25 protein-coding genes and 1 other annotated feature are annotated in these 25,713 nt (G+C 49.9%); of the genes, 1 reads left to right on the top strand and 24 read right to left on the bottom strand.

Going from position 1 to position 25,713, the window contains the following annotated elements:
* Positions 1-104 precede the first annotated feature (104 nt).
* From pyrE to pgeF, 20 genes are all read right to left on the bottom strand, one after another.
* Positions 105-740 (bottom strand): orotate phosphoribosyltransferase, encoded by a 636-nt coding sequence (pyrE, locus tag NFR98_RS05700; protein ID WP_014095533.1) that lies wholly within the window; start codon positions 738-740, stop codon positions 105-107.
* Positions 740-1,447, bottom strand: coding sequence for an orotidine-5'-phosphate decarboxylase (gene pyrF, locus NFR98_RS05695; protein ID WP_251459811.1), 708 nt, complete (start codon positions 1,445-1,447; stop codon positions 740-742). The genes pyrE and pyrF overlap by 1 nt, the downstream gene beginning before the upstream one ends.
* Entirely contained in the window at positions 1,440-2,468 is a 1,029-nt protein-coding gene (locus tag NFR98_RS05690; protein WP_277613370.1) for a dihydroorotate dehydrogenase, read from the bottom strand. Before NFR98_RS05690 ends, pyrF begins: the two co-directional genes overlap by 8 nt.
* Positions 2,465-3,241, bottom strand: coding sequence for a dihydroorotate dehydrogenase electron transfer subunit (locus tag NFR98_RS05685; protein WP_251459809.1), 777 nt, complete (start codon positions 3,239-3,241; stop codon positions 2,465-2,467). The genes NFR98_RS05690 and NFR98_RS05685 overlap by 4 nt, the downstream gene beginning before the upstream one ends.
* Complete coding sequence (gene carB / locus NFR98_RS05680; RefSeq protein WP_251459807.1) at positions 3,238-6,438, bottom strand: carbamoyl-phosphate synthase large subunit; 3,201 nt, start codon at positions 6,436-6,438, stop codon at positions 3,238-3,240. Before carB ends, NFR98_RS05685 begins: the two co-directional genes overlap by 4 nt.
* Positions 6,422-7,519, bottom strand: coding sequence for a carbamoyl phosphate synthase small subunit (locus tag NFR98_RS05675; RefSeq protein WP_035181880.1), 1,098 nt, complete (start codon positions 7,517-7,519; stop codon positions 6,422-6,424). Before NFR98_RS05675 ends, carB begins: the two co-directional genes overlap by 17 nt.
* Complete coding sequence (gene pyrC / locus NFR98_RS05670; RefSeq protein ID WP_035181881.1) at positions 7,516-8,802, bottom strand: dihydroorotase; 1,287 nt, start codon at positions 8,800-8,802, stop codon at positions 7,516-7,518. The genes NFR98_RS05675 and pyrC overlap by 4 nt, the downstream gene beginning before the upstream one ends.
* Before the next feature lie 59 nt (positions 8,803-8,861).
* Entirely contained in the window at positions 8,862-9,761 is a 900-nt protein-coding gene (locus tag NFR98_RS05665) for an aspartate carbamoyltransferase catalytic subunit (RefSeq protein WP_026685101.1), read from the bottom strand.
* 230 nt (positions 9,762-9,991) lie between these two features.
* Positions 9,992-10,534: a bifunctional pyr operon transcriptional regulator/uracil phosphoribosyltransferase PyrR gene (gene pyrR, locus NFR98_RS05660; protein WP_026685102.1), complete on the bottom strand. Its 543-nt coding sequence runs from the start codon at positions 10,532-10,534 to the stop codon at positions 9,992-9,994.
* Positions 10,535-10,934: 400 nt separating this feature from the next.
* Positions 10,935-12,230, bottom strand: a complete 1,296-nt coding sequence (locus NFR98_RS05655) for a transposase (RefSeq protein ID WP_014097075.1) — start codon at positions 12,228-12,230, stop codon at positions 10,935-10,937.
* 244 nt (positions 12,231-12,474) lie between these two features.
* Positions 12,475-13,386, bottom strand: a complete 912-nt coding sequence (locus NFR98_RS05650; protein WP_035181891.1) for an RluA family pseudouridine synthase — start codon at positions 13,384-13,386, stop codon at positions 12,475-12,477.
* Positions 13,358-13,855 carry a signal peptidase II gene (lspA, locus tag NFR98_RS05645; RefSeq protein WP_014095543.1) on the bottom strand — a complete coding sequence of 166 codons (498 nt, stop codon included), beginning with the start codon at positions 13,853-13,855 and terminating at the stop codon, positions 13,358-13,360. Before lspA ends, NFR98_RS05650 begins: the two co-directional genes overlap by 29 nt.
* A 217-nt stretch (positions 13,856-14,072) precedes the next feature.
* Complete coding sequence (locus tag NFR98_RS05640; RefSeq protein ID WP_014095544.1) at positions 14,073-14,321, bottom strand: hypothetical protein; 249 nt, start codon at positions 14,319-14,321, stop codon at positions 14,073-14,075.
* Positions 14,322-14,522: 201 nt separating this feature from the next.
* Positions 14,523-17,291 carry an isoleucine--tRNA ligase gene (gene ileS, locus NFR98_RS05635; protein ID WP_026104681.1) on the bottom strand — a complete coding sequence of 923 codons (2,769 nt, stop codon included), beginning with the start codon at positions 17,289-17,291 and terminating at the stop codon, positions 14,523-14,525.
* 93 nt (positions 17,292-17,384) lie between these two features.
* Positions 17,385-17,605: a binding site (T-box leader), on the bottom strand.
* A gap of 49 nt (positions 17,606-17,654) precedes the next feature.
* Positions 17,655-18,170: a DivIVA domain-containing protein gene (locus tag NFR98_RS05630; protein WP_026685108.1), complete on the bottom strand. Its 516-nt coding sequence runs from the start codon at positions 18,168-18,170 to the stop codon at positions 17,655-17,657.
* A gap of 107 nt (positions 18,171-18,277) precedes the next feature.
* Positions 18,278-19,054 carry a YlmH family RNA-binding protein gene (locus tag NFR98_RS05625; protein WP_251459805.1) on the bottom strand — a complete coding sequence of 259 codons (777 nt, stop codon included), beginning with the start codon at positions 19,052-19,054 and terminating at the stop codon, positions 18,278-18,280.
* Positions 19,055-19,114: 60 nt separating this feature from the next.
* The gene (locus NFR98_RS05620; protein ID WP_017554172.1) at positions 19,115-19,387 is read right to left on the bottom strand and encodes a YggT family protein; all 273 of its coding nucleotides are present in this window, start codon (positions 19,385-19,387) and stop codon (positions 19,115-19,117) included.
* Positions 19,388-19,392: 5 nt separating this feature from the next.
* Entirely contained in the window at positions 19,393-19,842 is a 450-nt protein-coding gene (locus tag NFR98_RS05615; protein ID WP_013858990.1) for a cell division protein SepF, read from the bottom strand.
* A gap of 26 nt (positions 19,843-19,868) precedes the next feature.
* Complete coding sequence (locus NFR98_RS05610; RefSeq protein ID WP_014095549.1) at positions 19,869-20,546, bottom strand: YggS family pyridoxal phosphate-dependent enzyme; 678 nt, start codon at positions 20,544-20,546, stop codon at positions 19,869-19,871.
* Positions 20,543-21,367 carry a peptidoglycan editing factor PgeF gene (pgeF, locus tag NFR98_RS05605; RefSeq protein ID WP_251459803.1) on the bottom strand — a complete coding sequence of 275 codons (825 nt, stop codon included), beginning with the start codon at positions 21,365-21,367 and terminating at the stop codon, positions 20,543-20,545. The genes NFR98_RS05610 and pgeF overlap by 4 nt, the downstream gene beginning before the upstream one ends.
* Positions 21,368-21,640: 273 nt before the next feature.
* On the opposite strand from pgeF, the gene NFR98_RS05600 reads away from it, so the two are divergent.
* Entirely contained in the window at positions 21,641-22,177 is a 537-nt protein-coding gene (locus NFR98_RS05600) for a 3D domain-containing protein (protein ID WP_035181903.1), read from the top strand.
* 41 nt (positions 22,178-22,218) lie between these two features.
* Here NFR98_RS05600 and NFR98_RS05595 read toward each other — a convergent pair whose 3' ends face one another.
* From NFR98_RS05595 to spoIIGA, 4 genes are all read right to left on the bottom strand, one after another.
* Positions 22,219-22,497: a YlmC/YmxH family sporulation protein gene (locus NFR98_RS05595; protein ID WP_014095552.1), complete on the bottom strand. Its 279-nt coding sequence runs from the start codon at positions 22,495-22,497 to the stop codon at positions 22,219-22,221.
* 475 nt (positions 22,498-22,972) lie between these two features.
* Positions 22,973-23,749 (bottom strand): RNA polymerase sporulation sigma factor SigG, encoded by a 777-nt coding sequence (sigG, locus tag NFR98_RS05590; RefSeq protein ID WP_251459800.1) that lies wholly within the window; start codon positions 23,747-23,749, stop codon positions 22,973-22,975.
* A 154-nt stretch (positions 23,750-23,903) separates the two neighbouring features.
* Entirely contained in the window at positions 23,904-24,623 is a 720-nt protein-coding gene (gene sigE / locus NFR98_RS05585) for an RNA polymerase sporulation sigma factor SigE (protein WP_035189216.1), read from the bottom strand.
* Between the two features lie 24 nt (positions 24,624-24,647).
* A complete protein-coding gene (gene spoIIGA, locus NFR98_RS05580; protein WP_014095556.1) occupies positions 24,648-25,574 on the bottom strand; it encodes a sigma-E processing peptidase SpoIIGA in 927 nt (308 codons plus the stop codon).
* Between the last annotated feature and the right edge of the window lie 139 nt (positions 25,575-25,713).

Below are 25,713 nucleotides of genomic sequence, written 5' to 3'. Positions count from 1 at the left end.
AATTTGCTATGGTCCCGCGATTTCATTTGTCCTTTTAAATGCCTCTCTGAAACAACAGTAAGCTTACTTTTGCCATATTTTAATAGCAAACCAAAGTATCTTGTTCAGCCCTTTTTGGATTTCCCCCATTCCTCCGGTTCCCGCCGCCATTCCTCGAGTGTCGCCAAGTCTTCTTCCCGGATCAGCCCCCTTTCTACGCCAACCTGAAGCAGTGTGGAGTAATTCGATAAGGAGTAAGCGGTGATGCCTTCTTTTGCAAAATTTGCCGCTCCAGCCGGAAGTTCATATGTAAAAATCGAGACAACGCCGAGCACTTCGCAGCCGGCTTCCCGTAATGCGCGGACAACGGTGAGCACGCTGCCGCCGGTTGAAATTAAATCTTCGACAACGACAACTTTTTGCCCGGTGGAAACCCGCCCTTCGATCTGGTTGCCCTTGCCGTGTGTTTTTGCACTCGAACGGACGTATACCATTGGCAAATTCATCAGGTCGCTGACAAAAGCGGCGTGGGCAATCCCGGCAGTTGCCGTTCCTGCCACCACTTCCGTTTCCGGGAAGTGTGCTTCGATCAGCTTTTTCAGTCCGATGGCGATTTCTTTCCGCAGGTTCGGATAGGACAATGTAATGCGATTATCGCAGTAAATTGGCGATTTGATTCCGGATGACCATGTAAAAGGTTCACCGGGTTTTAAAAAAACAGCTTCAATGTCAAGCAATTGTCCGGCAATGTATTTTTCCATTATTCGTTCCCCCATTGTTGTTTCACTTTTAAATAAGCTTCGTACGGGTCGGGCGCTTTCGTAATCGAACGCCCGACGACAATTGCGGTCGAACCGAGTTCCCTTGCCTTCGCAGGTGTAACGACACGTTTCTGATCGGAAACATCATCTCCGGCCAGCCGGATGCCTGGCACCACTTTCAAAAACGCCCCGCCGAGCCGCGCCGTAATATCAGGGGCTTCAAAAGCGGAGCAGACAACACCGTCAAGCCCTGCATCATAAGCAAGCACAGCGTAATCCAACACTGATTCGCGCAGCGGTTTTAAAATGCCCTGTTCTTTTTGCATTTGCGTTTCAGAGGTGCTTGTTAGCTGTGTTACTGCGAGAATCGCCGGGCGTTTTTTCCCTGCAGGGGTGCCGGCTTCCAAACCAGCCAAAGCGGCTTTCATCATGTCCGAACCGCCAGCGGCATGGACGTTCACCATATCCACTCCAAGCCGTGCCAACCCTTTCATTGCCCGCCCCACGGTATTTGGAATGTCATGCAGCTTTAAATCAAGAAAAATATCATGCCCCATTTCTTTCAGGGCAGCAATCAAACAAGGGCCGGTCTGGTAAAACAGTTCCATTCCCACTTTGACATAGAGCGGTTCGCCGCCAAACTGCTGTAAAAAAGTGAGCGTTTCTTCTTCCGATGAAAAATCAAGGGCGATGATCGGTTTATGCATGCTGCGTGTGGCTCCTTCCTATCAGATCTTGAATGCTTTCGGCGCCGAGCTGTTCCATCAGCGTCGGCAGTTCGCGGATGATGCGCGGGCAGGCGAGCGGATCAATAAAATTCGCGGTACCGACTGCGACTGCACTGGCGCCGGCGTATAAGAATTCCACTGCATCTTCTGCCGTCATAATGCCGCCCATGCCGATAATCGGGATATCCACTTCCCGGCTCACCTCGTAAACCATCCGGACGGCAACCGGTTTGACGGCCGGTCCGGAGAGCCCCCCTGTTTCGTTGGCGAGAAGCGGGCGCGATGTTTTCAAATCGATTTTCATGCCGAGGAGCGTGTTAATCATCGTGAGCCCGTCGGCACCGCCGGCTTCTGCTGCCTTGGCAATCGCCACAATATCCGTGACATTCGGGGAAAGTTTTACATACACCGGCACTTCCGAAACAGCTTTTACTTGCCGTGTCAGTTCAAACGCCATCTCCGGATCGGTACCGAATGCGATGCCGCCGGATTTCACGTTTGGGCAGGAAATATTGAGTTCAAGCGCGTGCACATTCGGCGCTTTTGAAAGGCGGGCGGACACGTAGACATAATCTTCAAAAGTGGAGCCCGCTACATTCGCAATGATTGGGACATCATATGACTGTAAAAACGGGAGCTCTTCCGCAAGCACACTTTCCAGCCCCGGATTTTGCAGGCCGATTGCATTCAGCATGCCGGCTTCCGTTTCCGCAATCCGTGGGACCGGGTTGCCGAAGCGCGGTTCCGTTGTTGTCGCTTTAATCATGATCGCGCCCAGTTCGCTCAAATCATACCAGTGGCTGTACTCACGCCCGAAACCGAAGCAGCCCGATGCCGGCATGACCGGATTTTTCAAGGACAAGCCCGGCAGTTCGACGTGCAAATCCGGAAGAACACGACCCTCTAATTCCCGTCTTTCACCATGATGTTCAGGTAAATCCGGGGGAACATGGCGCTTTACTTCCCGTCTTTCATCATGGTGTTCAGGTAACTCGGTCATATTAGGATCTCCCCCATTTCAAATACAGGCCCGTCGCTGCATACTTTTTTCGAAGCGGTGCCGGTTGGGTCATTTTTCGGGCGGCAGATGCACCCGTAGCAAGCGCCGGTTCCGCACGCCATCCGTTCTTCAAGCGAGAAAAAGCCGCGCTGCCCCGGGTATGCCGCTTCCAATGCGCGCAGCATCGCAGCCGGGCCGCATGCGTACAAACAGTCAAACGTCCAATTCTCCGCCGCCAGTACATCCGTTACAAACCCTTTCGTCCCCCATGAACCGTCCACCGTTGCGACGGATGTCGGGGCAAGGGTTGAAAACTTTTCTACGTAAAAAGCGTGGGCGGCCGATTCAAACCCGAGCACGTGGCGGACTTCAACGCCGCCTGCTCTAAGCTGCCGGGACAGCTCGTACAGCGGCGGAACCCCGATGCCACCGCCGACAAGGAGCCCTTTTTGCCCGGGGCGAAGCGCGTCCACGGGGAACCCGTTGCCAAGGGGGCCGAGCACATCGAGCCGTGCGCCGGGTGCCATGTTTGCCATCAGGCGCGTTCCTTTTCCCTGCACCCGGTACAACAAGGTGAGCGCGCCGTTTTTGCGGTCCACCGCCGCGATGCTGATCGGACGGCGCAACAGGGGATCAAACCCGCTTCCCGCTTTCACATGAACAAACTGGCCGGGGCGGGCGATTTGCCGGACCAAACTGCCTGCAAGCACCATTTCCCAAATATCCTGCGCAATGAGCCGGTTGCTTTTCACGATCATATATTCCTGGATCATGCGTGCACCGCCTGCTTTACTCCCTGCTCCATCGGCATGATCGAAAAACTTATCGACTCCAAAATGGATACGATGGCTGCTGCTGTGTCAAGCGAAGTCAGGCACGGGATGCCGCATTCGACTGCTTCCCTGCGGATCCGGAAGCCGTCGCGTTCGTATTCCCGGCCTTTTGTGATCGTGTTCAGGACAAATTGCACATCGCCCCTTTGGATCGAGTCGAGCACGGTCGCCCCTTCGCCGCCAATTTTTTCCACTTCTTCGACAGCCAGGCCGTTTTCCCTTAAAAATTTTGCCGTTCCCGCCGTTGCTTTTAAGGTAAAACCGATCTCGACAAAGCGTTTCGCAAGCGGCAGGGCTTCCGGTTTGTCTTTATCGGCAACCGTAAACAGGATGCTGCCATCCGGCGAAAGCTTCATGCCTGCTGCAACGAGCCCTTTGTACAGCGCTTTTTCAAATGTACGGTCGCAACCCATCACTTCTCCCGTCGATTTCATTTCCGGTCCGAGTGTCGGTTCCACCCGCTTCAATTTTGCAAAAGAGAAGACCGGCACTTTCACGAACACCTCCGCTTTTTCCGGCCTCAAGCCGGTGCCATAGCCGAGATTTTCAAGCGATTCGCCTAAAATCACTTTCATCGCGAGTTTTGCCATCGGGACATCGGTAATTTTGCTTAAAAACGGAACCGTCCGGCTTGAGCGCGGGTTCACTTCGATCACAAAGAGTTCATTGTGCGAGACGATAAACTGGATGTTCATTAACCCTTTGATTTCAAGCTCTGAAGCAAGCTTGCGGCACGTCTCCACCATTTCCGCTTTTAATGCCTCGGAAAGCCGCTGCGGCGGATAGACTGCGATCGAGTCGCCGGAGTGGACGCCGGCCCGTTCAATATGTTCCACGATGCCCGGGATTAAAATATCCCGGCCGTCCGCGATCACATCGACTTCAAACTCCTGCCCTGTCACATAGCGGTCAATCAAAACCGGCTGGTTCGGGCTGACTTTCACCGCGTGTTTCATATACTGGCGCAAGTCTTCTTCATGGTAGACGATTTCCATCGCCCGTCCGCCGAGCACAAACGACGGGCGCACGAGCACCGGATAGCCGATTTCGGCCGCAATTCGGACGGCTTCTTCCGCCGAAGTGCCGGTTTTTCCAAGCGGGCGTTTAATGCCGAGCCGGTTTAACAAATGGTCGAATTTGTCGCGGTCTTCGGCACGATCGAGATTTTCAAGCGAAGTGCCGAGAATGCGCACCCCGCGGTTTGCGAGCTGTTCCGCGAGATTGATCGCCGTCTGGCCGCCGAACTGGACAACAACCCCTTCCGGCTGTTCCAAATCGATGATATGCATGACATCTTCAATCGTCAGCGGTTCAAAATAGAGCTTGTCAGAGATGCTGAAATCGGTGGAGACGGTTTCCGGGTTGTTGTTAATGATGATCGCTTCGTACCCGGCTTCCTGGATTGCCCACACCGCATGGACGGTTGCATAGTCAAACTCGATTCCCTGGCCGATCCGGATCGGGCCGGAACCGAGGACAATGATGCTTTTTCTGTTTGTCACAACCGATTCGTTTTCTTCTTCATATGTACCGTAAAAATACGGCGTTTCTGATGCGAATTCGCCGGCACATGTATCGACCATTTTATAGACCGGTAAAATGCCATTCTCTTTGCGCCATGCGTACACTTTTTCTTCTGTCGTTTTCCACAGCCCGGCAATCGTCTGATCGGCAAAGCCCATTTCTTTTGCTTTCCGGGCCGCCTCTTTGTCCCATTGCGCCTCCTGAAGCGTGTTTTCAAAGCGGATGATGTTTTCCAGCTTATGAAGGAAAAACAAGTCGATTTTGCTCCAGTCATGCAGCTGCCCGATCGTGACACCCTTTCTTAGCGCTTCTGCGATGTAAAAAAGGCGTTCGTCGCCGGCATTTTTGATCCTTTTTTCGATCACGCCCATACCGGATGCTTCCTCGAGTTCCAAATGATGGACGCCGATTTCAAGCGACCGTACTGCTTTTAACAGCGATTCTTCAAATGTGCGGCCGATCGCCATTACTTCGCCCGTTGCTTTCATTTGCGTGCCAAGTCTGCGGTATGCCTGTTCAAACTTATCGAACGGGAACCGCGGAATTTTTGTGACGACATAATCAAGCGCCGGTTCAAAATTGGCGTAAGAAGTGCCGGTGACCGGGTTTTTCATCTCGGCCAGCGTGAGCCCGACTGCAATTTTCGCTGACAGTTTCGCAATCGGGTATCCGGTTGCTTTCGAAGCGAGCGCAGATGAACGGCTGACGCGCGGGTTGACTTCGATTACATAATATTGAAAACTGTCCGGGTCAAGCGCGAACTGTACATTGCAGCCGCCTTCGATGCCGAGGGCGCGGATAATTTTCAATGAAACATTGCGCAGCATCTGGTATTCTTTGTCGCTTAACGTCTGGCTTGGGGCGACGACAATCGAATCGCCGGTATGGACGCCGACCGGGTCAATGTTTTCCATGTTGCAGACGACGATGGCATGGTCTTCGCTGTCGCGCATCACTTCGTATTCGATTTCTTTAAAGCCGGCAATGCTTTTTTCGAGCAGGCACTGGTGGACAGGGCTCTGGCGCAATCCGCCTGATACGGTTTCGATCAGCTCCTCTTCATTACGGCAGATGCCGCCGCCCGTTCCGCCCAGCGTGTAAGCCGGACGGACGATGACCGGGTAGCCCGCTTTTTCGATAAAACGGTAAGCTTCTTCGAGTGTATGGATGATCATGCTGTCCGGCACCGGCTCGCCAAGTTTTCCCATCAGTTCGCGGAACGCTTCCCGGTCTTCCGCCTGCTCGATGGCGCCCAGTCTTGTTCCGAGCACTTCGACGCCGTACTCGTCAAGGATGCCGGATTTCGCCAGTTCCATTGCAATGTTGAGACCGGTCTGGCCACCAAGCGTCGGCAGGAGGGCATCCGGGCGTTCTTTGCGGATGATGCGGGCGACAAATGCCGGCGTAAGCGGTTCGATGTAGATTTTATCCGCCATTTCCGTATCGGTCATAATCGTTGCCGGATTGGAATTGACCAAAACGACATGATACCCTTCTTCTTTTAAAGCAAGGCAGGCCTGCGTGCCGGCGTAATCAAATTCTGCAGCCTGGCCGATCACGATCGGGCCGGATCCGATCACAAGAATTTTTTCGATATCAGTGCGTTTTGGCATAGGTTTGTTCCTCCTTTTGTTTTTCAACCATGGTTAAAAACTTGTCGAATAACGGGTTCGAATCGTGCGGGCCTGGCGATGCTTCCGGGTGGTACTGGACGGTAAAAGCAGGGTATTTGCGATGTGCCAGTCCTTCAATCGTGCCGTCGTTCAATGCCCGTTCCGTTACGATAAGGTCTGTTCCGGCAAGCGAATGTTCATCGACCGCATAGCCGTGGTTCTGCGAGGTGATCACCGTTTTCCCTGTTTCGATGTCCTGGACAGGATGATTCGCGCCGCGGTGGCCGAATTTTAATTTGAACGTATCGGCGCCGCACGCTAACGCAAACAGCTGGTGCCCGAGACAAATCCCGAAAAGCGGCACTTTCCCGAGTATGCCTTTTACCATATCAACCGCACAAGCGACATCTTTCGGGTTGCCGGGACCGTTTGACAACATCACCCCATCCGGCCGGAGCTGTAAAATGTCCGCCGCCGTTGTATCATACGGCAACACGGTAACGCGGCAGTTTCGTTTTGAAAGTTCGGTTAAAATGCTTTTTTTCGCGCCGAAATCGACAAGGGCAATATGTTTGCCGGGCCCTTCCATTTCGTAACGCTTCTTTGTGGATACTTGTGCAACGGCATCATGAATAGCTCGTTTCTCTTGAAGATTTTTGATCACGGCTTCCGGATCTTCGTCTTCGGCACAAAGGGCGGCCCTGAGCGTACCGAAAGCGCGGATTTTTCTTGTCAGTTTCCGGGTGTCAATGCCGGATATACCGGGGATGCCTTTTTCTTTTAAAAAGGTATCGAGCGTTAAGGTGCTCCGCCAGTTTGACGGGTACGAAGCCGCTTCTTTCACCACGACCCCCTTCACATACGGCTTTACCGCTTCAAAATCGTTCCAGTTGATGCCGTAGTTCCCGATGAGCGGGTAGGTGAACGTGACGATCTGGCCGTAAAAAGACGGGTCGGTTAATGTCTCCTGGTAACCAGTCATCCCGGTTGTAAAAACGATTTCCCCGTAAGCCGCTTTTTCACTGCCAAAACCTTCCCCTTTAAAAACCGTGCCGTCTTCCAAGAGCAGTTGCCTTTTCATTTCAATGCCAGCTCCTTTTCCCATACCAGTTTTCCGCTTCCCCATGTGGCTTGCGGGAAGCCTTTGCATACACACCCCAAAAACGGGGTATTTTTTCCTTTCGATAAAAAGCGATCCGGGTCAATTGTTTTTTCTTCTGCCAGGTTAACTGCCGTGATATCGGCGGGTGCCCCTGTTTTCAGCGTCCCGTATGGAAGACCGAACACGCTAGCCGGCTTTATTGTCATCCAGTCAACAAGCTGTTTTAGCGTAAATATGCCGGTTTCAACAAAATGTGTATATAAAAGCGGAAAAGCTGTTTCAAATCCGGTGATGCCAAATGGCGCCTGTTCAATGCCTTTTGCTTTTTCCTCCGCGGTATGCGGAGCGTGGTCAGTGGCGATAAAATCAATCGTGCCATCCAAAAGGCCTTCAATAAGGGCGTCGCGGTCTCTTTTCGACCGGAGCGGCGGGTTCATTTTCCAGTTGGCATCAGGGCCCGGGATGTCGTCTTCAGAAAGGAGCAAATGGTGCGGTGTCACTTCGGCTGTCACTGGAATGCCGGCCCGTTTTGCGTCACGAACAACCCGGACGGATTCTTTCGTGCTGATATGGCAGACATGATAATGGCAGCCTGTATGTTCTGCAAGCAACACGTCGCGGGCGATCTGCACCGACTCGCATACGGAAGGGATCCCTTTTAACCCGTGCGCCGCCGCGAAAGATCCGTCATGCACGCAGCCGCCCCGGATGAGCGAATTGTCTTCACAATGGGCGACGACCGCCATACCGAGTGTTTTTGCCTGTTCCATCGCAGCTAGCATCTGCCCCGCTTCCTGCACGCCGACGCCGTCATCCGTGAACGCGAAGGCGCCTGCTGCTTTTAAACCGGCAAAATCCACGAGTTCGCCGCCTTTTTCATCAAGGGTGATGGCAGCATAAGGGAGCACGCGCACAACTGCATCCCGGCTGATTTTTTCCTTTAGAGACAAAAGGCGCGCCGGCCGGTCGGTAACCGGTTTGGTGTTTGGCATCGCCGCTACCGTTGTAAACCCGCCTTTTGCCGCGGCCATCGTCCCGGTGCGGATCGTTTCCTTCTGTTCGAACCCCGGTTCCCGCAAATGCACATGCAAGTCGACAAACCCGGGGAGAACCGTAAGCCCCGTTGCATCATATACCTGTTCGCCCGCTTCTTTCAGTTCCGAGCCGGTTTCCGCAATTTTTCCATCTTTGATCCGGATATCCCGCTTTACCGATTCTCCCTTTTCATCTAAAACCATCCCGCCTTTAATTAACCAGTCCACTTGGCAAACCACCTTTTCTGTTTTGTCAAAATAGCGCGATCCATAGCAATTTTCATTTTTCAAGCTGTCTGGAAAACCGCTTTTTCTTTCTGTAAAATCGTTTTTAAAATCGCCATCCGTGCAAACACGCCGTTTTCCATTTGTTTAAAAATCCGCGACCGGCTGCATTCCACGAGGCTAGTTGCAATCTCGACATCGCGGTTGACCGGCGCCGGGTGCATAATGATGCTGCCCGGTTTCATCATCCGTTCCCGTTCCACCGTCAGCCCGTATGCGCGGTGGTATGCTTCTTTTGTCAGATGAGCGGTTTCTTGATGGCGTTCATGTTGGATGCGGAGCAGCATGACGACATCTGCTTCCGCTACGCCGTCATCGATCGGAACGTACGGGAGATGCATGGTCGGATCAAACCATTCTACAGGCCCCGAACATGTGACGGTGGCACCGAGCTTTTTCAATGCTTCGGCATTTGATCTGGCAACACGGCTGTGGACGATATCACCGATGATACACACCTTTAAGCCGCGGAAGCCGCCGAATTCCTGTTTGATCGTCAAAAGATCAAGCAGGCATTGGGACGGATGCTGGCCGCTGCCGTCTCCCGCATTGACAATCGAAAGCGCCAACCCTGCGAGCTGCCTGTAATATTCATCTTCCTGGTGGCGGATCACCACCACTTTGACGCCGATCGACTGCAGTGTTTTCACCGTGTCGTACAATGTTTCACCCTTTTGCACGCTTGATGCCCCGACTTCAAACGGAAGCAGCTCAAGGCCAATCCGCCGTTCTGCCACTTCAAAGCTGCATTTTGTCCGCGTGCTCGGCTCGTAAAACAAATTGGCTGCAAAAACCGGCTCCGGCGCTTTCCATACGGCCCCTTTTGAAAAGGCATCGGCTTCTTCCAGAAGTTCCAAAATTTCCTCATTGCCCAAATCGGATATCGTCAGAAAATGCTGCATGTTCCATCCTCCTTTGTTTTTCAGCCAAAAAAGCACCCTGCTTATGGCAGGGTGCGTGAAATGGCACGGCAAGTCAAAAGCCTTGCGCGGCCGGCACCCTTCCAAGCCTCTCCGGACTTGCAGTTAAAAGGTGTTCCGTATTCATTTCAATGAAAAAGCCCCTTTGCCGTGAGGGTACAAAGGGGCTTTCAAACCTCCTTTGCAAACCTCACAGGGCTTGCTTAAAAGGATTACACATCGTGGATTGTGACCAGGTCCCGCCCGTCCACATCCGTCAATTGTACAACGATTCTTTCCGACTGGCTCGTCGGGATATTTTTTCCGATAAAGTCGGGGCGGATCGGCAATTCCCGGTGGCCGCGGTCAACGAGCACCGCGAGCTGGATCCGGCTCGGGCGGCCGATATCCATCAGCGCGTCCATCGCCGCGCGCACTGTCCTGCCTGTATACAGCACATCATCGACAAGCACGATTTCTTTATCGGTGATGCTAGATGGCAGGTTCGCGCCTTTTACTTCCGGTTCGCCGTTTGCCGTTTTTTTCGATAAATCGTCACGGTACAGCGTAATGTCCAGCTCGCCGACTTCGACTTTGCGCCCTTCGATTTGCGCAATTCTTTCCGCCAGACGCTCGGCAAGGTAAATGCCGCGCGTTTTAATCCCGATGAGCATCGTATCTTCAATGCCTTTATTCCGTTCAATGATTTCGTGGGCGATCCGCGTCAACGCCCTGCGGATCATGATTTCATCCATTACTACCGCTTTTTGGGCCATGGTGTCTCCTCCCGAGAAAAATCAAAGCCTTCCGCACCGAAGGCAGGAAGGCTTTGTAAAATGAACGTTCCCTTGCCAGCCTCACGGGACTGTCTTTAAAAGGCTTATGAAGTTATTTTTACCTTACCCGTTTTTCATCCGTTTGTCAATCCTTTTTTATATCGAGCTTTTTGCGATGTTAACAATTTTTCTTTCAATGCAAATAGAACACCACCAGAAATATAATATTGTCAGATAAATATATGCCCATTTTCACTATAAAGTCAATTTTGCACGCTTAAAAAATGTACTGTTATCAGATAATTGTTGAAAAAATATAGAAATGTATCTAAAAAAAGGCGCACGAATCCAATGATCCACAAGCGCTTTTTTTGAAATTGATTTCCTTTATGTGGATAAGTTAAGAAACGAGGCTTCTCATTTTTTCAGCCTGGTTCTCTTTGATCCGGCCTAAGGCCATGGCTAACATGACACAGAGTGCCAGTCCACAACGCAGCTTCATTTTAGCCATTCCCCGAATTGTATGAAGTTCAAAGCCGAAAGAAGTATCAAGCCGGCTGTTCACGCGCTCTACAGCTGTACGTCTGTTGTATTCTTTTTTCCACTTATAGCTCGATCGATCAATGGGTGTAAAAATACGCCTGTCTTCAGATAATGAGATACGGAGCCCTTGTGCCACGGGGCATTGAGCCTTGCCTTCACATGTCACTCCCATTTGTTTCGCCGGGCAAAGTTTTTTTAGTTTCTGGCGGTCTTTCTCAAATCCCCCGTTGCACATTTCCCGTTGTTTACCTGTTTCAGGGCATACGCAGGATACGGTTCCTTTGTAGTTATAAACGACGTTTTCCTTTCCCGGGAGTAATCGTGTTTTGTCGGGGTCTTTCCACATATTGCGAATATCAATGATGGGCTTAATCTTATACGTATCCCAGAGTTTCGTAATCAGCTTCGTGTCATCATAACCCCGGTCTCCCGCCATCGTTTCCGCTGTTTTCAGAAGCTTTGGCTGCTTTTCTTCCATTTGCTCTAAGAGTTTATGCCCTTCCGTAATGTCTGACTCAGACGCTTTTGTAACCTTGAATGTTACCGGTAACTCGTAGGTTGCATCCACCACCAGATGCAGTTTGTAGCCAAACCATTTCACAACTTTTTGCCATGGGTTGCCTTCTTTTGTCACACCACTGTAAACCTTCTGGCTATGATTTGCATCCAGATCCCGGCGGCCATCCTCGGTTTCATGCTTGTTCGGATGTTTAGAAAACGATGAGATCGCCTTGCTGTCGATTGCCAAGCGTTTACCAAAATCCGGCAACCGTTCCAGGAGCTGTTCTACCAAAGTCTCAAACATTTTATCCATCATTTCTTCGTCACGGATTAGGGATTTTAGAAAGCGCGTATAGGCATATGAAGTTGGAACCTGCCCTTCAAAGCCACACATCTCCCTTAATTGGCCATTACGGGAGAGTTCACGGCGTAATTTCTCAATGCTTTCATGTTGAAATACAATGCCTGCCAAGATAGAATTCCACATGGCACGAACGGGGTAGTCATTACGGCCCTTCCCCCTTTTCTTTTCAAGGCTTTGCATGAACGCTTCATCAGGCATGTAGTCCAGTACAAGGCGAAGACGGTCTAAATCTCCAAGAATCTCAATTTCTTTCCATGTAAACAGACTCATTTGTGGTATAATAGCCATACAGGTGAACCTCCCAGTGTTAACTCCCAGTGTTAAGATGTTAGTCCTAAAACTATTTTAACCTACTGGGGAAACGGGTTCACCTGTTTTTGTTTCAGTGGGGTGGAATTTTTGTCCACTCCTTATTTTTTTATCATTTTTGCTTGTTTCCCCCTCTTTTTAGGGGGAAAATTTTTTTATCCTTTTTTCAAACCCTTGGGCTACAAGGAGTCTGTAACATCGCAATTACCTCATATCATGATGCTCACAACCCACGCCTGAGTGTGTTTAAAAGATGCGCGAAATCATCCGGCAGCGGTGCTTCAAATGTGAGCGTTTCTCCTGTGCGCGGATGGCGGAAACCGAGTACCCCAGCATGGAGCGCCTGGCCGCCGAAATCAATCGTTTTTTTCGGCCCGTATTTCGGGTCGCCTGCCAAAGGATGGCCGATATACTTCATATGGACGCGGATCTGGTGGGTGCGCCCCGTTTCAAGCCGGCATTCGATAAACGTAAACCGGTCAAACCGTTCCAGCACGCGGAAATGGGTCACCGCGTCTTTTCCGTTATCGACCACGGCCATCCGCTGGCGGTCAGCCGGGTCCCTTCCGATCGGGGCGTCAATGGTGCCGGCTTCATGCGGAATATTGCCGTGAACAAGCGCAAAATATTTGCGGGTTACCGTTTTTTCACTGAGCTGCGCCGCCAGCTTTTCGTGCGCGTAATCGTTTTTGGCCACCATTAACAGCCCGGATGTGTCCTTGTCAATCCGGTGGACAATCCCGGGGCGGAGCACGCCGTTAATACCCGATAGATCTTTGCAGTGGTACATCAGGCCGTTCACAAGCGTCCCTGTAAAATGCCCATTCGACGGATGGACAACCATGCCTTTTGGTTTATTGACGACAAGCACATCGGCATCTTCATAATAGATATCAAGATGCAAGTCTTCCGGTTCAATATCGGGCAATTCCGGCTCCGGCACCTCAATTTCAACCAAGTCGCCTGTTTGCAATCTGTAATTTGCTTTTTCTTTTTTGCCGTTTACGGTAATGTCACCATCTTTAATCCATTGCTGAACTTGTGATCTTGACCATTCTTCCCGGATAGAAGAGACCATTTTATCAAGCCGTTCATTTGCTTCGTGTTCAAGAATGGTGTGATCCATTTTTTCCATCAGTTTTCTCCTTTGTCTTTCTGTCTTCCAAAAGCATCGAAATCAGCAATAATACAACACCAATCGTTAAACTGGCATCCGCCACGTTAAAAATGGCAAAATCATAACTGCCGAAACGCAAATGGACAAAATCAACCACTTCGCCGCGGAACAGGCGGTCAATAAAGTTGCCGATTGCCCCTCCTAATATAAGGCCGAGGCTGATGCCGACTAGCGCCCTATCTTTCGCATATTTTTGTATGTAATAAAGAATGCCGGCAATGACAATTAGGGTAATGAGATAAAATAGCCACATCTGCCCTTCCAGTATGCTGAAGGCAGCGCCTGTGTTGCGCGTCGATGTGAGAAAAAAGAAACCCGGAATCACTTCGATGCTTTCCCCGAGCGCCATCCCTTTTAAAACGAGCCATTTGGCCAGCTGGTCCAAGATGATCACAATGAGTGCAACCGCATAATAAAAAATAACCAATCGCTTTTCCTCCGCCTGTGTTTACGGCAGGCGCAAAATACCGCCTGGTCCGGAATATATTTCTTTCTGCATTTTAGCATAAACAGCAGGAAGTGAAAAGAACGGACGGCTGGATCCGGTCCGCCCGTTCCTGCCAGCTTCTTTTAGGCGGAAACCATTTTTGCTGATTGAAGTTGCGCAAAAGCAATGCCCTTTTTGACATTTCTTTCTCCCTTTTCTAGTGAATAAGATCGTACGGGACGGTTACTTTGCCGTATGACAGGATGGTTTGCCGGTCCGCAGGCAACAGGGCAGGGATTTCCGCAAGGCCCGGGTCAACTTTCCGGGTGCCGTGGAACCCGTCCAATGCCGCCTCAATCTCTTTCAATTCCTCCTGAACCAGATGTTGCACAAGCTCATGTTTCGCCTCGTATACGGATAATTCAGCCCGTAGCGATTGCAGCCAAATTTTCGGATCTTTACGCATCTTCCAACAGCCTCCCCGCTTCTTTGTTGGTTTTAGCATTCCCGCAGGCAAGGCTTGTTTGCGGAAAAACGTTTTCTAAAAGTAACAAAATCATGCAGCGGCAAACGGTTTTTGCCAGTTAAAATCCGGCGCTGGCAATGGGCTGAAATCCGTTAAAAAAGCCGGCGCTGCATGTCTTCATGCAAGCCCCGGCTTAAAGCTTCACACTTCCCGCATCAATGTTTTCACAACTTGTGCACAGCGCGGGCAGAGCGTCGGATGGTCATGGTCCAGGCCGACTTCCGGCGTTACAACCCAGCACCGTTCGCATGTTTCGCCTTCCGCTTTTTCGACGACAATAGCCGCGTGTTCAAGCTTCAGCGCATTTTCCGGCGCGTCTTCAATGGCGCCTGCCACTTCAAATCCCGATACAATGAACAATTGCTTTTTGCTTTCCGAAATGCTGTCAAGCAGTGCTTTCGTCTCCTCATTCACATACAAGGTCACTTTCGCCGTCAGCGATTTCCCGATTACTTTTGCATTCCGCGCTTCTTCCAATGCTTTTAAAACGTCTCCGCGGAGCGCCATAAACGCATTCCATTTTTCTTCAAGCGCACTAGCATCCGGCAAATCCACATATTCCGGCATATCGGTCAGCTGGACGCTTTCTTCCGCGACACCCGGAATATACTGCCAGACTTCATCGGCTGTATGCGGCAAAATCGGCGACAACAGCTTGGTTAAGGAAACAAGGCATTCATACAAAACGGTTTGCATCGCACGGCGTTCCGGATTGTCTGCAAGCTCGATGTACAGCACGTCTTTTGCAAAATCCATATAGAACGAACTGAGGTCTGTGGCACAGAAATTGTTCACCGCATGGTAAATGGTGGCAAATTCGTACCGCTCATAAGCCTCCCGCACTTCTTTTACAAGCTTGTTCAATTTGACAAGCATAAACCGGTCGACCTCGCGCAACTCTTCATAGGCAACTTGGTGCCGGGCCGGGTCGAAGTCGTTCAGATTGCCCAGCATAAACCGGAACGTGTTGCGGATTTTCCGGTAGACTTCGGACACTTGTTTTAAAATTTCATTGGAAACCCGGACATCTGCCTGATAGTCAACGGAAGCGACCCACAAGCGGATGATGTCAGCCCCCAGCTGTTCAACCACTTTGCCAGGCAAAATCGTATTGCCGAGCGATTTGCTCATCTTCCGGCCTTCGCCGTCCAGCACAAACCCGTGGCTTAAAACGCCGTCGTACGGGGCGCGCCCTGTTACCGCCACACTGGTAATGAGCGACGAGTTAAACCAGCCGCGGTACTGGTCGGAGCCTTCAAGGTACAAATCAGCCGGCCGTTTCAAGCCTTCTTGTGCAGCCAGCACGCCCTGATGGGAAGAACCGGAATCGAACCAGACGTCCATAATATCCGTTTCTTTTTTAAATACGCCGTTCGGGCTGCCCGGGTGCGTAAAGCCTTCCGGAAGCAGGTCTTTCGCTTCCCGTTCAAACCAGACGTTTGATCCGTGTTTGCGGAACAGGTCGGACACATGCCGGATGGTTTCTTCCGTGATGATCGCTTCGCCGTTTTCCGCGTAAAAAACAGGGATCGGCACGCCCCATGCACGCTGGCGGGAGATGCACCAGTCGCCGCGGTCGCGGATCATGTTATGCATCCGGAGTTCGCCCCAAACAGGCGTCCAGTTGACCTCTTCAACGGCTTTCAAAATGTCATCGCGGAACATGTCAACCGATGCGAACCATTGCGATGTTGCCCGGAAAATTACCGGTTTTTTCGTCCGCCAGTCATGCGGGTACGAGTGCGTTAAAAACTTCAGTTTCAAAAGCGCACCTGCCTGATCCAGTGCTTCACAGATCGGTTTGTTGGCTTTGTCGTAAAACAGCCCTTCAAAACCGGGCGCGTCTTTTGTCATCATGCCTTTGTCATCTACAGCACAAATCACATCAAGCCCGTATTTTTTGCCGATGAGAAAGTCATCTTCCCCGTGTCCAGGTGAGGTGTGGACGCAGCCGGTCCCGCTGTCGGTTGTGACGTGGTCTCCGAGCATAACGAGCGAATCGCGACCGTACAGCGGATGTTTTGCAACAATGTACTCCAGCTTTTTCCCCGGAACCGTTTGAACGACTTCCGCGTTTTCCCATTCCAAAACGCTGCTTACTTCTTCAAGCAGGGCTTCGGCAACCAGATATTTGTTGCCGCCCGTTTTTACGACCACATAGTTGATCTCCGGATTGACGGCAATGCCGAGGTTTGACGGAATGGTCCAAGGGGTCGTCGTCCAGATGACGATTTTCGTATCCGTATCAAGCACGCCTTTTCCGTCTTTTACGTCGAACGCAACATAAATCGATGGCGATTTAATGTCTTTGTACTCAATTTCTGCATCTGCAAGCGCGGATTCGCTGGAAGGGGACCAGTATACCGGCTTCAGGCCTTTGTAAATATAGCCTTTTTTCGCCATTTCCCCGAATACTTTGATTTGCTCGGCTTCATATGCGGGCCGGAGCGTTAAATACGGATTTTCCCAGTCGCCGCGCACGCCGAGCCGTTTAAACGCTGTCCGCTGGCGATCGATTTGCTCATGGGCATATTTTTCGCACAGTTTCCTGAATTCGGCAACCGACATTGATTTCCGGTCTACGCCTTTTTTTGTCAGTTCCTGCTCTATAGGCAACCCGTGCGTATCCCAGCCCGGTACATAAGGGGCATGGTAACCTGTCATTGATTTGAACCGGTTGATGATGTCTTTCAATGTTTTATTCAGGGCGTGGCCCATATGAAGATCGCCGTTTGCATACGGAGGCCCGTCATGGAGCACAAACAAGGGCCTTCCTTCCGTGCGTTTCATCACCTTTTGATAAATATCCATTTCTTCCCATTTTGCCTGGATTTGCGGCTCTTTTTTCGGCAAATTTCCACGCATCGGGAAATCCGTTTTCGGCATTAAAAGTGTATCTTTGTAATCCATGCTGATCCTCCTGCCTTTTGCATATTGTATTTTGAATTTTTCGTTATGTTCAGCCTTGCCAAAAATCCAATAAAAAAACCTTCCCATCCCCAAAATAGGGACGAGAAGGTTCCCGCGGTACCACCCTAGTAGGCATTCCATATGCCCGCTCGACATCCGTAACGTGGAAGGTCCCGCTTAACTCTACTGGCCTTTTCGGCGTTCAAGGCAAGAACTCAAGGGGGATGTTCAGGCTGCGCGCTTTGCCGGGCTCGCACTGTCCCCGGCTCGCTTGGAAAGCTTTCACAACCCTACTGCCCTGTCATCGTTTTTTCGTATACAGTATTGAATGTATTCCATTATAGTTGACCCTTTTCGGATTCGTCAAGTCTGATTTGCTTCTTCTTCTTCGAGCTCAAAGTCCGTGGCATCGACTTCAAATTCCATCAGCTTTTCCCAATCGTCGCTATCAATCAGGTCAAGCTGCGCCTCAATCAGCATTTTAAAGCGCGTCCGGAAGACTTTCGACTGTTTTTTCAGCTCTTCGATTTCGAGCGCAATTTTTCTTGCTTTCGAAAGGGCTTCATTGACAATCCGATCGGCATTTTTTTCCGCCTCGCGGATGATCAGTTTCGCTTCTTTCTGGGCATTGCCCTTGACTTCTTCCGCCGCTTCCTGGGCAACAACAATCGATTTATTTAAAGTTTCCTCAATGGAAGTAAAATGGCTCAGGCGTTCGTTTAATGATGCCACCTTATCTTCCAGGTTTTTCTTTTCGCGGATCAGCATTTCATAATCTTTGATCAGCTGGTCAAGAAATTCATTTACTTCATCTTCATCATAGCCGCGAAACCCTTTGCTGAACTCCTTATTATGTATATCTAAAGGCGTTAAAGGCATGTGGCCACCTCCTGTTCAATTTGCCTTTCGATTGCAAGATTCCCCTTCTTTTTTATATTATAATGGAATTCGACGATTTTTTGGGAAAATCCTGCTAATCCATCAAATTATTTTAAAATCCCTGCCACCATTCGCCACTTTTCTTTCTTCGTTTTGCCTTCCACGCGGATGAGCCGGCTTCTCCCGTACCCCCTAGCTGAAAAAGTATCACCTTCCTCGCACTGGAATGCCGGATCTTCCACTGTTTTCCAGTTCACTTTTACAAGCCCGTGCTCAATCAGCGCCCGCGTTTTTTGCCTTGAAATATTGTAAACGGCGGATAAAATCGCATCAAGGCGGAGCGAACTGACGGTGGCCTGTTTTTCAAGCCAGCGTTGCTGTTGCCCGATGGCCTCGCCCAACTGCATTTTCGTAAGGGTAACCGGCGTTTTTCCAATTTGCCGGAATTCCATTTGAATAAAGTCCGAAAGTTCCGCTGCCACGAAAAACTGAATGCGCCCTTCCCCGATTAAAATATCCCCGAATTTTTCGCGTTTCAGGCCGAGCGCCATCAGCGAACCAAGCACATGTTTATGTTCAAAGGAAACAAATTTGGCAGGGTAATGGACTTCGAATAAGGCAAGATGGAAGTCGTCCTCATCCGGAGAAAAATAGTCAGGAAAAAGCAGCATTCTTTTCCGCTCACTCTCTCTGTATCCGCCAAAAGCCCGGACAGAGACTGCGCCGTGGTTTCCGATCACCGTGTTGACAATCCGCTGCATGCGCGGATCCAAAAAATCCGTCAGTTCAGGGGCATACGCATCTTTCACGTATTGTTTCCAGGTCAGCACCTGGTCAATAAATTCCTTTTCATCCGGCCGGAAATGCTGGTAAATCGAATCCATTTATCTTTGCTCCTTTTAAAAAAAGGAACTGCACAGTCCCTTTTTCTGAAAATGGCTTTTTTACATGAACCAAGAAAAAATTTGCGCAATGCCGGCTCTTGCCAAATCCAGGACAAAAAAAGCGACGATCGGAGAAATATCAATCATGCCGATCGGCGGAATGATTCTGCGGAAAGGGTCAAGATAAGGTTCCGAAACGCGCGCAAACAAACGCCCGATGTCGGTGTCCCTGAGATTAAACCACGACATAAAGATATAAATCAGGAGAATGTAAGAGTAAATTCTCATGAGAAGCAGAATGATGTTTAAAATTGAGACTAAAATTGGATCCATCCGGTTTATGGCCACCTCGTATCGTCATATTCCTGCCCCTGCAGGAATTCAGAAATTTTTCCGGAAACTTCCACGTTATCCGGCGTACAAAGAAAAATATTGCTGCCGACTCTCTGGATATCGCCTGCAATGGCATACACCGTTCCGCTCAGAAAATCGACAATCCGCTTCGCCTGGTCATGCGGCATGCTTTGCAAATTGACGACCACCGCGCGCCTGTTTTTCAAATGGTCGGCAATTTCCTGTGCATCGGCATATACCCGCGGTTCCACCAGAATGACTTTTGAAGACTTTTGGACGCTTTGCAGGCTGACCACATTTTGCCGCGCATGCCGGACCGGTTTCTCAGCGGGCTGCTCGGGTTCTTCATACTCTTTTTCCATCATTTCTTCTTCCTGGTCTTCGTATTCATCATCAAGCAAAAAGAATGACTTAAATTTCGTTTTCAGTCCCATTCCATTACACCTCCGTTTGTTTTCCCTTATCCGACAAGCGCAGTGCCGATTCTGACAAAAGTCGCCCCTTCTTCTACTGCAATTTCAAAGTCGTTGGACATCCCCATCGACAATTCGCGGCACGGAGCGTAATCCAAATGCAGTGATTCAATGTCCTGCTGCAGTTGTTTCAGCCCGCGGAATGTGCGCCGGATGACGTCCTCATCTTCCGTAAGCGGCGCCATCGTCATCAGACCCGCAACGCGAATATGCGGAAAATCCTTCAGTTTGCGGACAAAATCCACCACTTGCCCGGGCGCCATCCCGTGTTTCGATTCTTCCCCGGAAACATTCACCTGAATAAAGCAATTGATTTCTTTATCCAATTTTGCCGCCCTTTTTTCGATTTCCTCTGCAAGGCTCAGACGGTCCAAAGAGTGTATGTAGCTGACTTTATCAATAATGTTTTTGACTTTCCTTGTCTGCAGCGTCCCGATAAAATGCCAGACGGGACGGTTTCCGAGCGCCTCGTATTTTTTTAGAAGACCGTCATCGCGGTTCTCGCCTAAATGCTGAATGCCTGCTTCCAGTGCCTCTTTTGCTCTTTCTGTTGTGACATATTTCGTTACTGCAATGATTTCCACATCCCCGCGGCTTCTTCCTGCCCTTTGGCACGCTTTTTCAATTTTTTCGTTGATGCGCGCGAGGTTTTCCGATACTTTCATTTCTCCGGTGCTCCTTTTATCCCAATAAAGCCAAGCATTCTCCCGGTAGCGCCGTGATCGCGCCGGTGCGAAAAAAAGTCTTCTTCACAACAGCTTGTGCACAGGCTGCTGATTGCGATCCGGCTTTCCGGAATGCCTGCCTGCTGTAATATGATTTTGTTTAACTGCTTTAAATCAAGTGCATACTGGCCGGGTGATTTTTCCACGTACGGTAATTTTTCTTCTTTGCCAGTCCAAGGGCGGACAGCCTGGATGACACGGTCATCAACAAGATAGCATTCGCCGCAAATGGACGGCCCGATAACGGCTTCTATTTCATCAAGCGGTACGCCATCCTTTACCCATTTTTCAACCATTTTAGCCGCAATCCCGCGGGTGGTTCCTTTCCACCCGGCATGTGCGATCCCGACGCGCCCGTACTTCGGTGCGAAAAAGAAAACCGGCACACAGTCCGCAAACGCCAGCACAAGCAATATGTCTTTTTCATCGGTATACAATCCGTCCGTATGCGGAAAAGCGGAACGATAATCAGCCGCCCCCTTGCCGGCATCTTTATGCGTGACCCGTTGCACATGGTCTTCATGCGTTTGTTCAGCCCCGATCCAGTTTGATAAAGGGAATCCGGCCGCACTTGCAATGATCTCTCGGTTTTTCTTCACCGCTGCAGGGTCATCGTTCACATGGAAAGCAAGGTTTAAACTGCCGGGAAAATTTGTGCTTGTGCCGCCGTTTTTCACTGTAAATCCGGCACATAACCCGTTTTTTTGCCAGGCACCGACAGAATAATACACGTCCTGTGTTTTTATAAACGGTTCTCTCATCTCGCCTCACCCGGTTTCTCTTTTGTACTATTATACCTTTTTATCCATATGTCTTCTATAGATTTTAGCATTCAATCCGTTTTTTCCGTACTGATTTTATTTATAGCAAATTTCATCAAAATTCTCTACTTTTTAGCTTAAAAACGAGGATGATTCAGAAATTCCTCAGATGTAACAGGTTTGTAACGCAACTAATAAACTGCTGTTACCTCTCTGTTATATAAGACTGCTATTCTTTCAATAACAAAAACTTACATAACAGAGGGAATGAATTTGAAAAAAACTTTAGTATCACTACTGACTGTTTGTATGTTGTCTATTGGGACGGGCCATGCATTTGCAGCAACAACAACATATACGGTGAAGCCGGGAGATTCATTATATAAAATTGCCGGTAAATATCATGTGACTGTGGCACAGTTAAAAAGCTGGAACCACTTGAGGTCAAATATGATCCGGGTGAAGCAGAAGCTGAAAATCCAGACGAAAACGCCTGCAAAAAAAGTTTCATCTTCGTCTTCTTCTTACCGCACGATAACGGTGAAAGCAACGGCTTATACAGCGGGTTCCGGCGGCGGGATTACGGCGACCGGCTTCAACTTAAAAAGACATCCTTCCGCAAAAGTGATTGCGGTCGATCCAAAGGTGATCCGGCTCGGTTCGAAAGTGTACGTTCCGGGTTACGGGATGGCTGTTGCCAGTGATACCGGCGGGGCTATCAAAGGGAAAAAAATTGATGTCTTTATTTCAAGTAAAAAGAAAGCCCTCCAGTGGGGCCGAAAAACGGTGACAATTAAAGTGTATAAGTAAAAAACGGCTGCGCGGCCGTTTTTTTCTTTGTCAGGCCGCGCTTATTTTCTCGGTTCCTGCAGCTGCTGCTGGGTATAGGCCGACTCTTTAAACCTGACGAGGATCACATCGGCGCCGATTTTGACGATGTTGCTCCACGGGATGACCACTTCGTCCTCTTTTCCAAATAAGCCGAACATTTTCCCCGACGAGCCGCCGACAATGATGCTTTCAATTGTGCCATTATCCAGATTGATATCAATATCTTCCACGTTTCCGAGTTTTCTGCCGTCCGATATGCTGACAACATCTTTCACTTGAAAATCTGAAATTCGGACCATCTGCTCTCCCCCCTGCTGTCTTTCCGACATGTAATACAAGTTTATGCACGGGGGGCGGATTTTACGAATAGAAAAGCGGAGGCGTTGCCGGACAAGGATTTCAAAGCCCCCTTTAATAAAGGGGCGGAAATCCATACGCCGACGGGCAAGCGCCCTCCGCTTTTCTTATTGTCCAGCTCCGGCTCCTAGCGGCTAGCGGATTTTTGCGTCTTCTCCTTTCGATAAGCGGGCATCGATTCGCCTGTCGGCTCATCGTGTTTCCTTTATCTCGGTCGAAGACTACAAAATCCGTACGCCGCTGTACAGTCGCCTCCGCTTTTCTTTGTCCAGCTGCGGGCGCTGTCGGCTAGTGAATTTCCAGTCCCCTCCCCTACGATAAGTCAACATCGGCTCGTTCCTCGCCGTGTTTCCTTTATCTCAGTTCGGGGACTATGAAATTCATACGCCGACGAGCAAGCGCCCTCCGCTTTTCTTACTACTGTATATTTTTGTTCATTTGTTTGATGGCTGCTTTTTCGAGGCGGGAGACTTGGGCTTGGGAGATGCCGATTTCTTCTGCGACTTCCATCTGTGTTTTTCCTTGGAAAAACCGTTTGCGGATGATCATTTTCTCCCGCTCGTTCAGGCGCCGCATCCCTTCCTGCAAGGCGATTTCTTCAATCCATTGCGAATCTTTGTTTTTTTCGTCACTCACCTGGTCCATGACATAAATCGGATCCCCGCCGTCGTTATAAATCGGTTCAAACAGCGATACGGGATCCTGTATGGCATCAAGTGCAAATACAATATCTTCGTGCGGAACATCCAGCTCTCTGGCGATTTCTTCTGTTGTCGGTTCTTTCGAAGTGGCGCTCATCAGCTTTTCCCTTACTTGCATGGCTTTATAAGCAATATCCCTCAAGGAGCGCGATACGCGGATCGGATTATTATCCCGTAAATAACGCCGGATTTCGCCGATAATCATCGGCACGGCGTACGTTGAAAAGCGGACATTTTGATTCAGATCAAAATTATCGATGGATTTCATGAGTCCGATACAGCCGACTTGAAACAGGTCGTCCACATATTCGCCGCGGTTGTTAAAGCGCTGAATGACGCTTAACACAAGGCGCAAATTGCCATTGACCAGCTTTTCTCTTGCAGACGTATCGCCGGCATGCATTTTCTTTAAAAGATCCCTCATTTCCTCATTTTTCAAAACGGGAAGCTTGGAGGTATCCACCCCGCAAATTTCCACTTTGTTGCGCTTCAAATCTTTTCCCCCCTTCAGGACTCAGGAGCTGCTGTTCAAAAAACAGTATCTCCCCGGGTGGGAAATTTATGCACTGCGCAAAAAGCGGGAATTGCCTGCGGAAGATGCCCGGACATTGCCGTTCCTGCTTCCCGCCCGCCTGCAAATTTTCCTGCTATACCATTTTATTGAATTCTTTACGCAATCTTTTGATTATTCTTTTCTCAAGCCGTGAAATATAGGACTGGGAAATGCCGAGCATATCGGCGACATCTTTTTGTGTTTTCTCTTCCTGCCCTTTAAGGCCGAAACGCAATTCCATAATCTGTTTTTCCCGGTCCGACAAACGGTGCAAGGCGCTGTAAAGCAATTTTTTATCGACATTTGCTTCAAGGTCCCTTGTAATGATATCATCGTCCGTGCCGAGCACATCCGAAAGCAGCAGCTCATTGCCGTCCCAATCGATATTTAGCGGTTCATCAAACGAAACTTCGGACCGGAGCTTATTGTTCCGCCTTAAATACATCAAAATCTCATTTTCAATACAGCGGGAAGCGTATGTCGCCAGTTTGATCTTCTTTTCCGGATTAAACGTATTCACGGCTTTAATGAGGCCGATTGTGCCGATGCTGATTAAATCTTCAATATTGATGCCGGTGTTTTCAAATTTGCGCGCAATGTAAACGACAAGGCGCAAGTTGCGTTCAATGAGGAGCGAACGTGCTGCCTTATCCCCTGCCGGCAGTTTTTTTAACAGCATTTCTTCTTCTTCTTTGGAAAGCGGGGGCGGCAGGGCTTCATTCCCGCCGATATAATAAATTTCATCCGCTTTCAGCCCGAGCTTGAATAGGAGTTTGTACCAAAAATAAGCGAGTTTTAACCGTAAATGTTTCATATTCATCCTCCTTTAAAGTCACCATCAGGCGGATTGCGCAGCTTCTGCCATCATTTGCGGGTGAACAATGCAGCTGAATGCATCATCCCCGGATAAACATTGTGCCGAAAAAGAAATCAGCACTTTTTTTACAGGCCATGTCCGGTTTCCGCTCGTCAGTTGTACCTCATCCGGCTTGTACGCTAAAAGAAGCGATTGTTTCCCGACTGTTTTTGCCGGGATGAACCGGACGCGGCCGGCCCATTCGTCAGGAAGTGTAGCACTTCCGTTCAAAAGACGGGTCGCATCTTCCGCAAGCACCGCAATTTCTTCGGGGAGATGCTCACGGACGGGCAGGATGGAAAGGATCATCACTGGCAGCTTTGTCAGCGGATCATATAACTGGTTGCCGCTATCCACCAGCCCTTTTACTGTAAAATCACTTTCCCCGATGCGAATATAAACATCGACAAGCTGGTCATACTTGATTTTCGCCATTTCAAGCCCCTGAATCCGGTTCTTTGAAAACAGCCATGCCGCCGGAAGACCGAGCGCAACAAACGCCCAGCTGACCGGGTCGCCAAATCCCCCCGCCGCAGCTTTAAGCATTTTCACCTGCATGTCGAAGTGAAAGCTTAAAAAGTAGTGGGCCCCCATTAAAATGCCGCCCATCAGAAACGTGGCAAAATAAAAGGTTAGGAGATTTGAAAAAAAATAGCGCCACCGCTTATAGCCGAAAACTGCAAATACCATGATGCCGGAAAAAAGCAGCTTTACAACCGGATTACCGGCATAATAAGAAAGCTGCGGCATAAAGCCCATGATGATGATCGCTGAACCGATGAGCCCGCCTGCAAGAATCCGGAGCAGGCGGGCCGGCCGTTTTAAGGCAATGCTTGTCAGCCACAACAGCAGGCTGTCGGCAAGAAAATTCAAAAGCCAGATGGCATCCATATATACAACCAAACGCATCCCCCCTGTCTCCGCCTCAAATGAATCCGCAGCCGTCCCGCCAAAACGGCCGCTTTTGCCCGGGCCGCGTGCCCGAGGCTGCGGAATGCTTGCCGCAATGCATCCTGTGCCGGTTTTCGTATACTAACCCGGTAACGTT

The organism is Weizmannia agrestimuris, from assembly GCF_943193165.1.
GTDB classification, from domain to species: Bacteria; Bacillota; Bacilli; order Bacillales; family Bacillaceae_C; genus Weizmannia; species Weizmannia faecalis.
The sequence above is the reverse complement of the archived record's forward strand: the minus strand, read 5'-3'. Positions and strand labels throughout refer to the sequence as shown.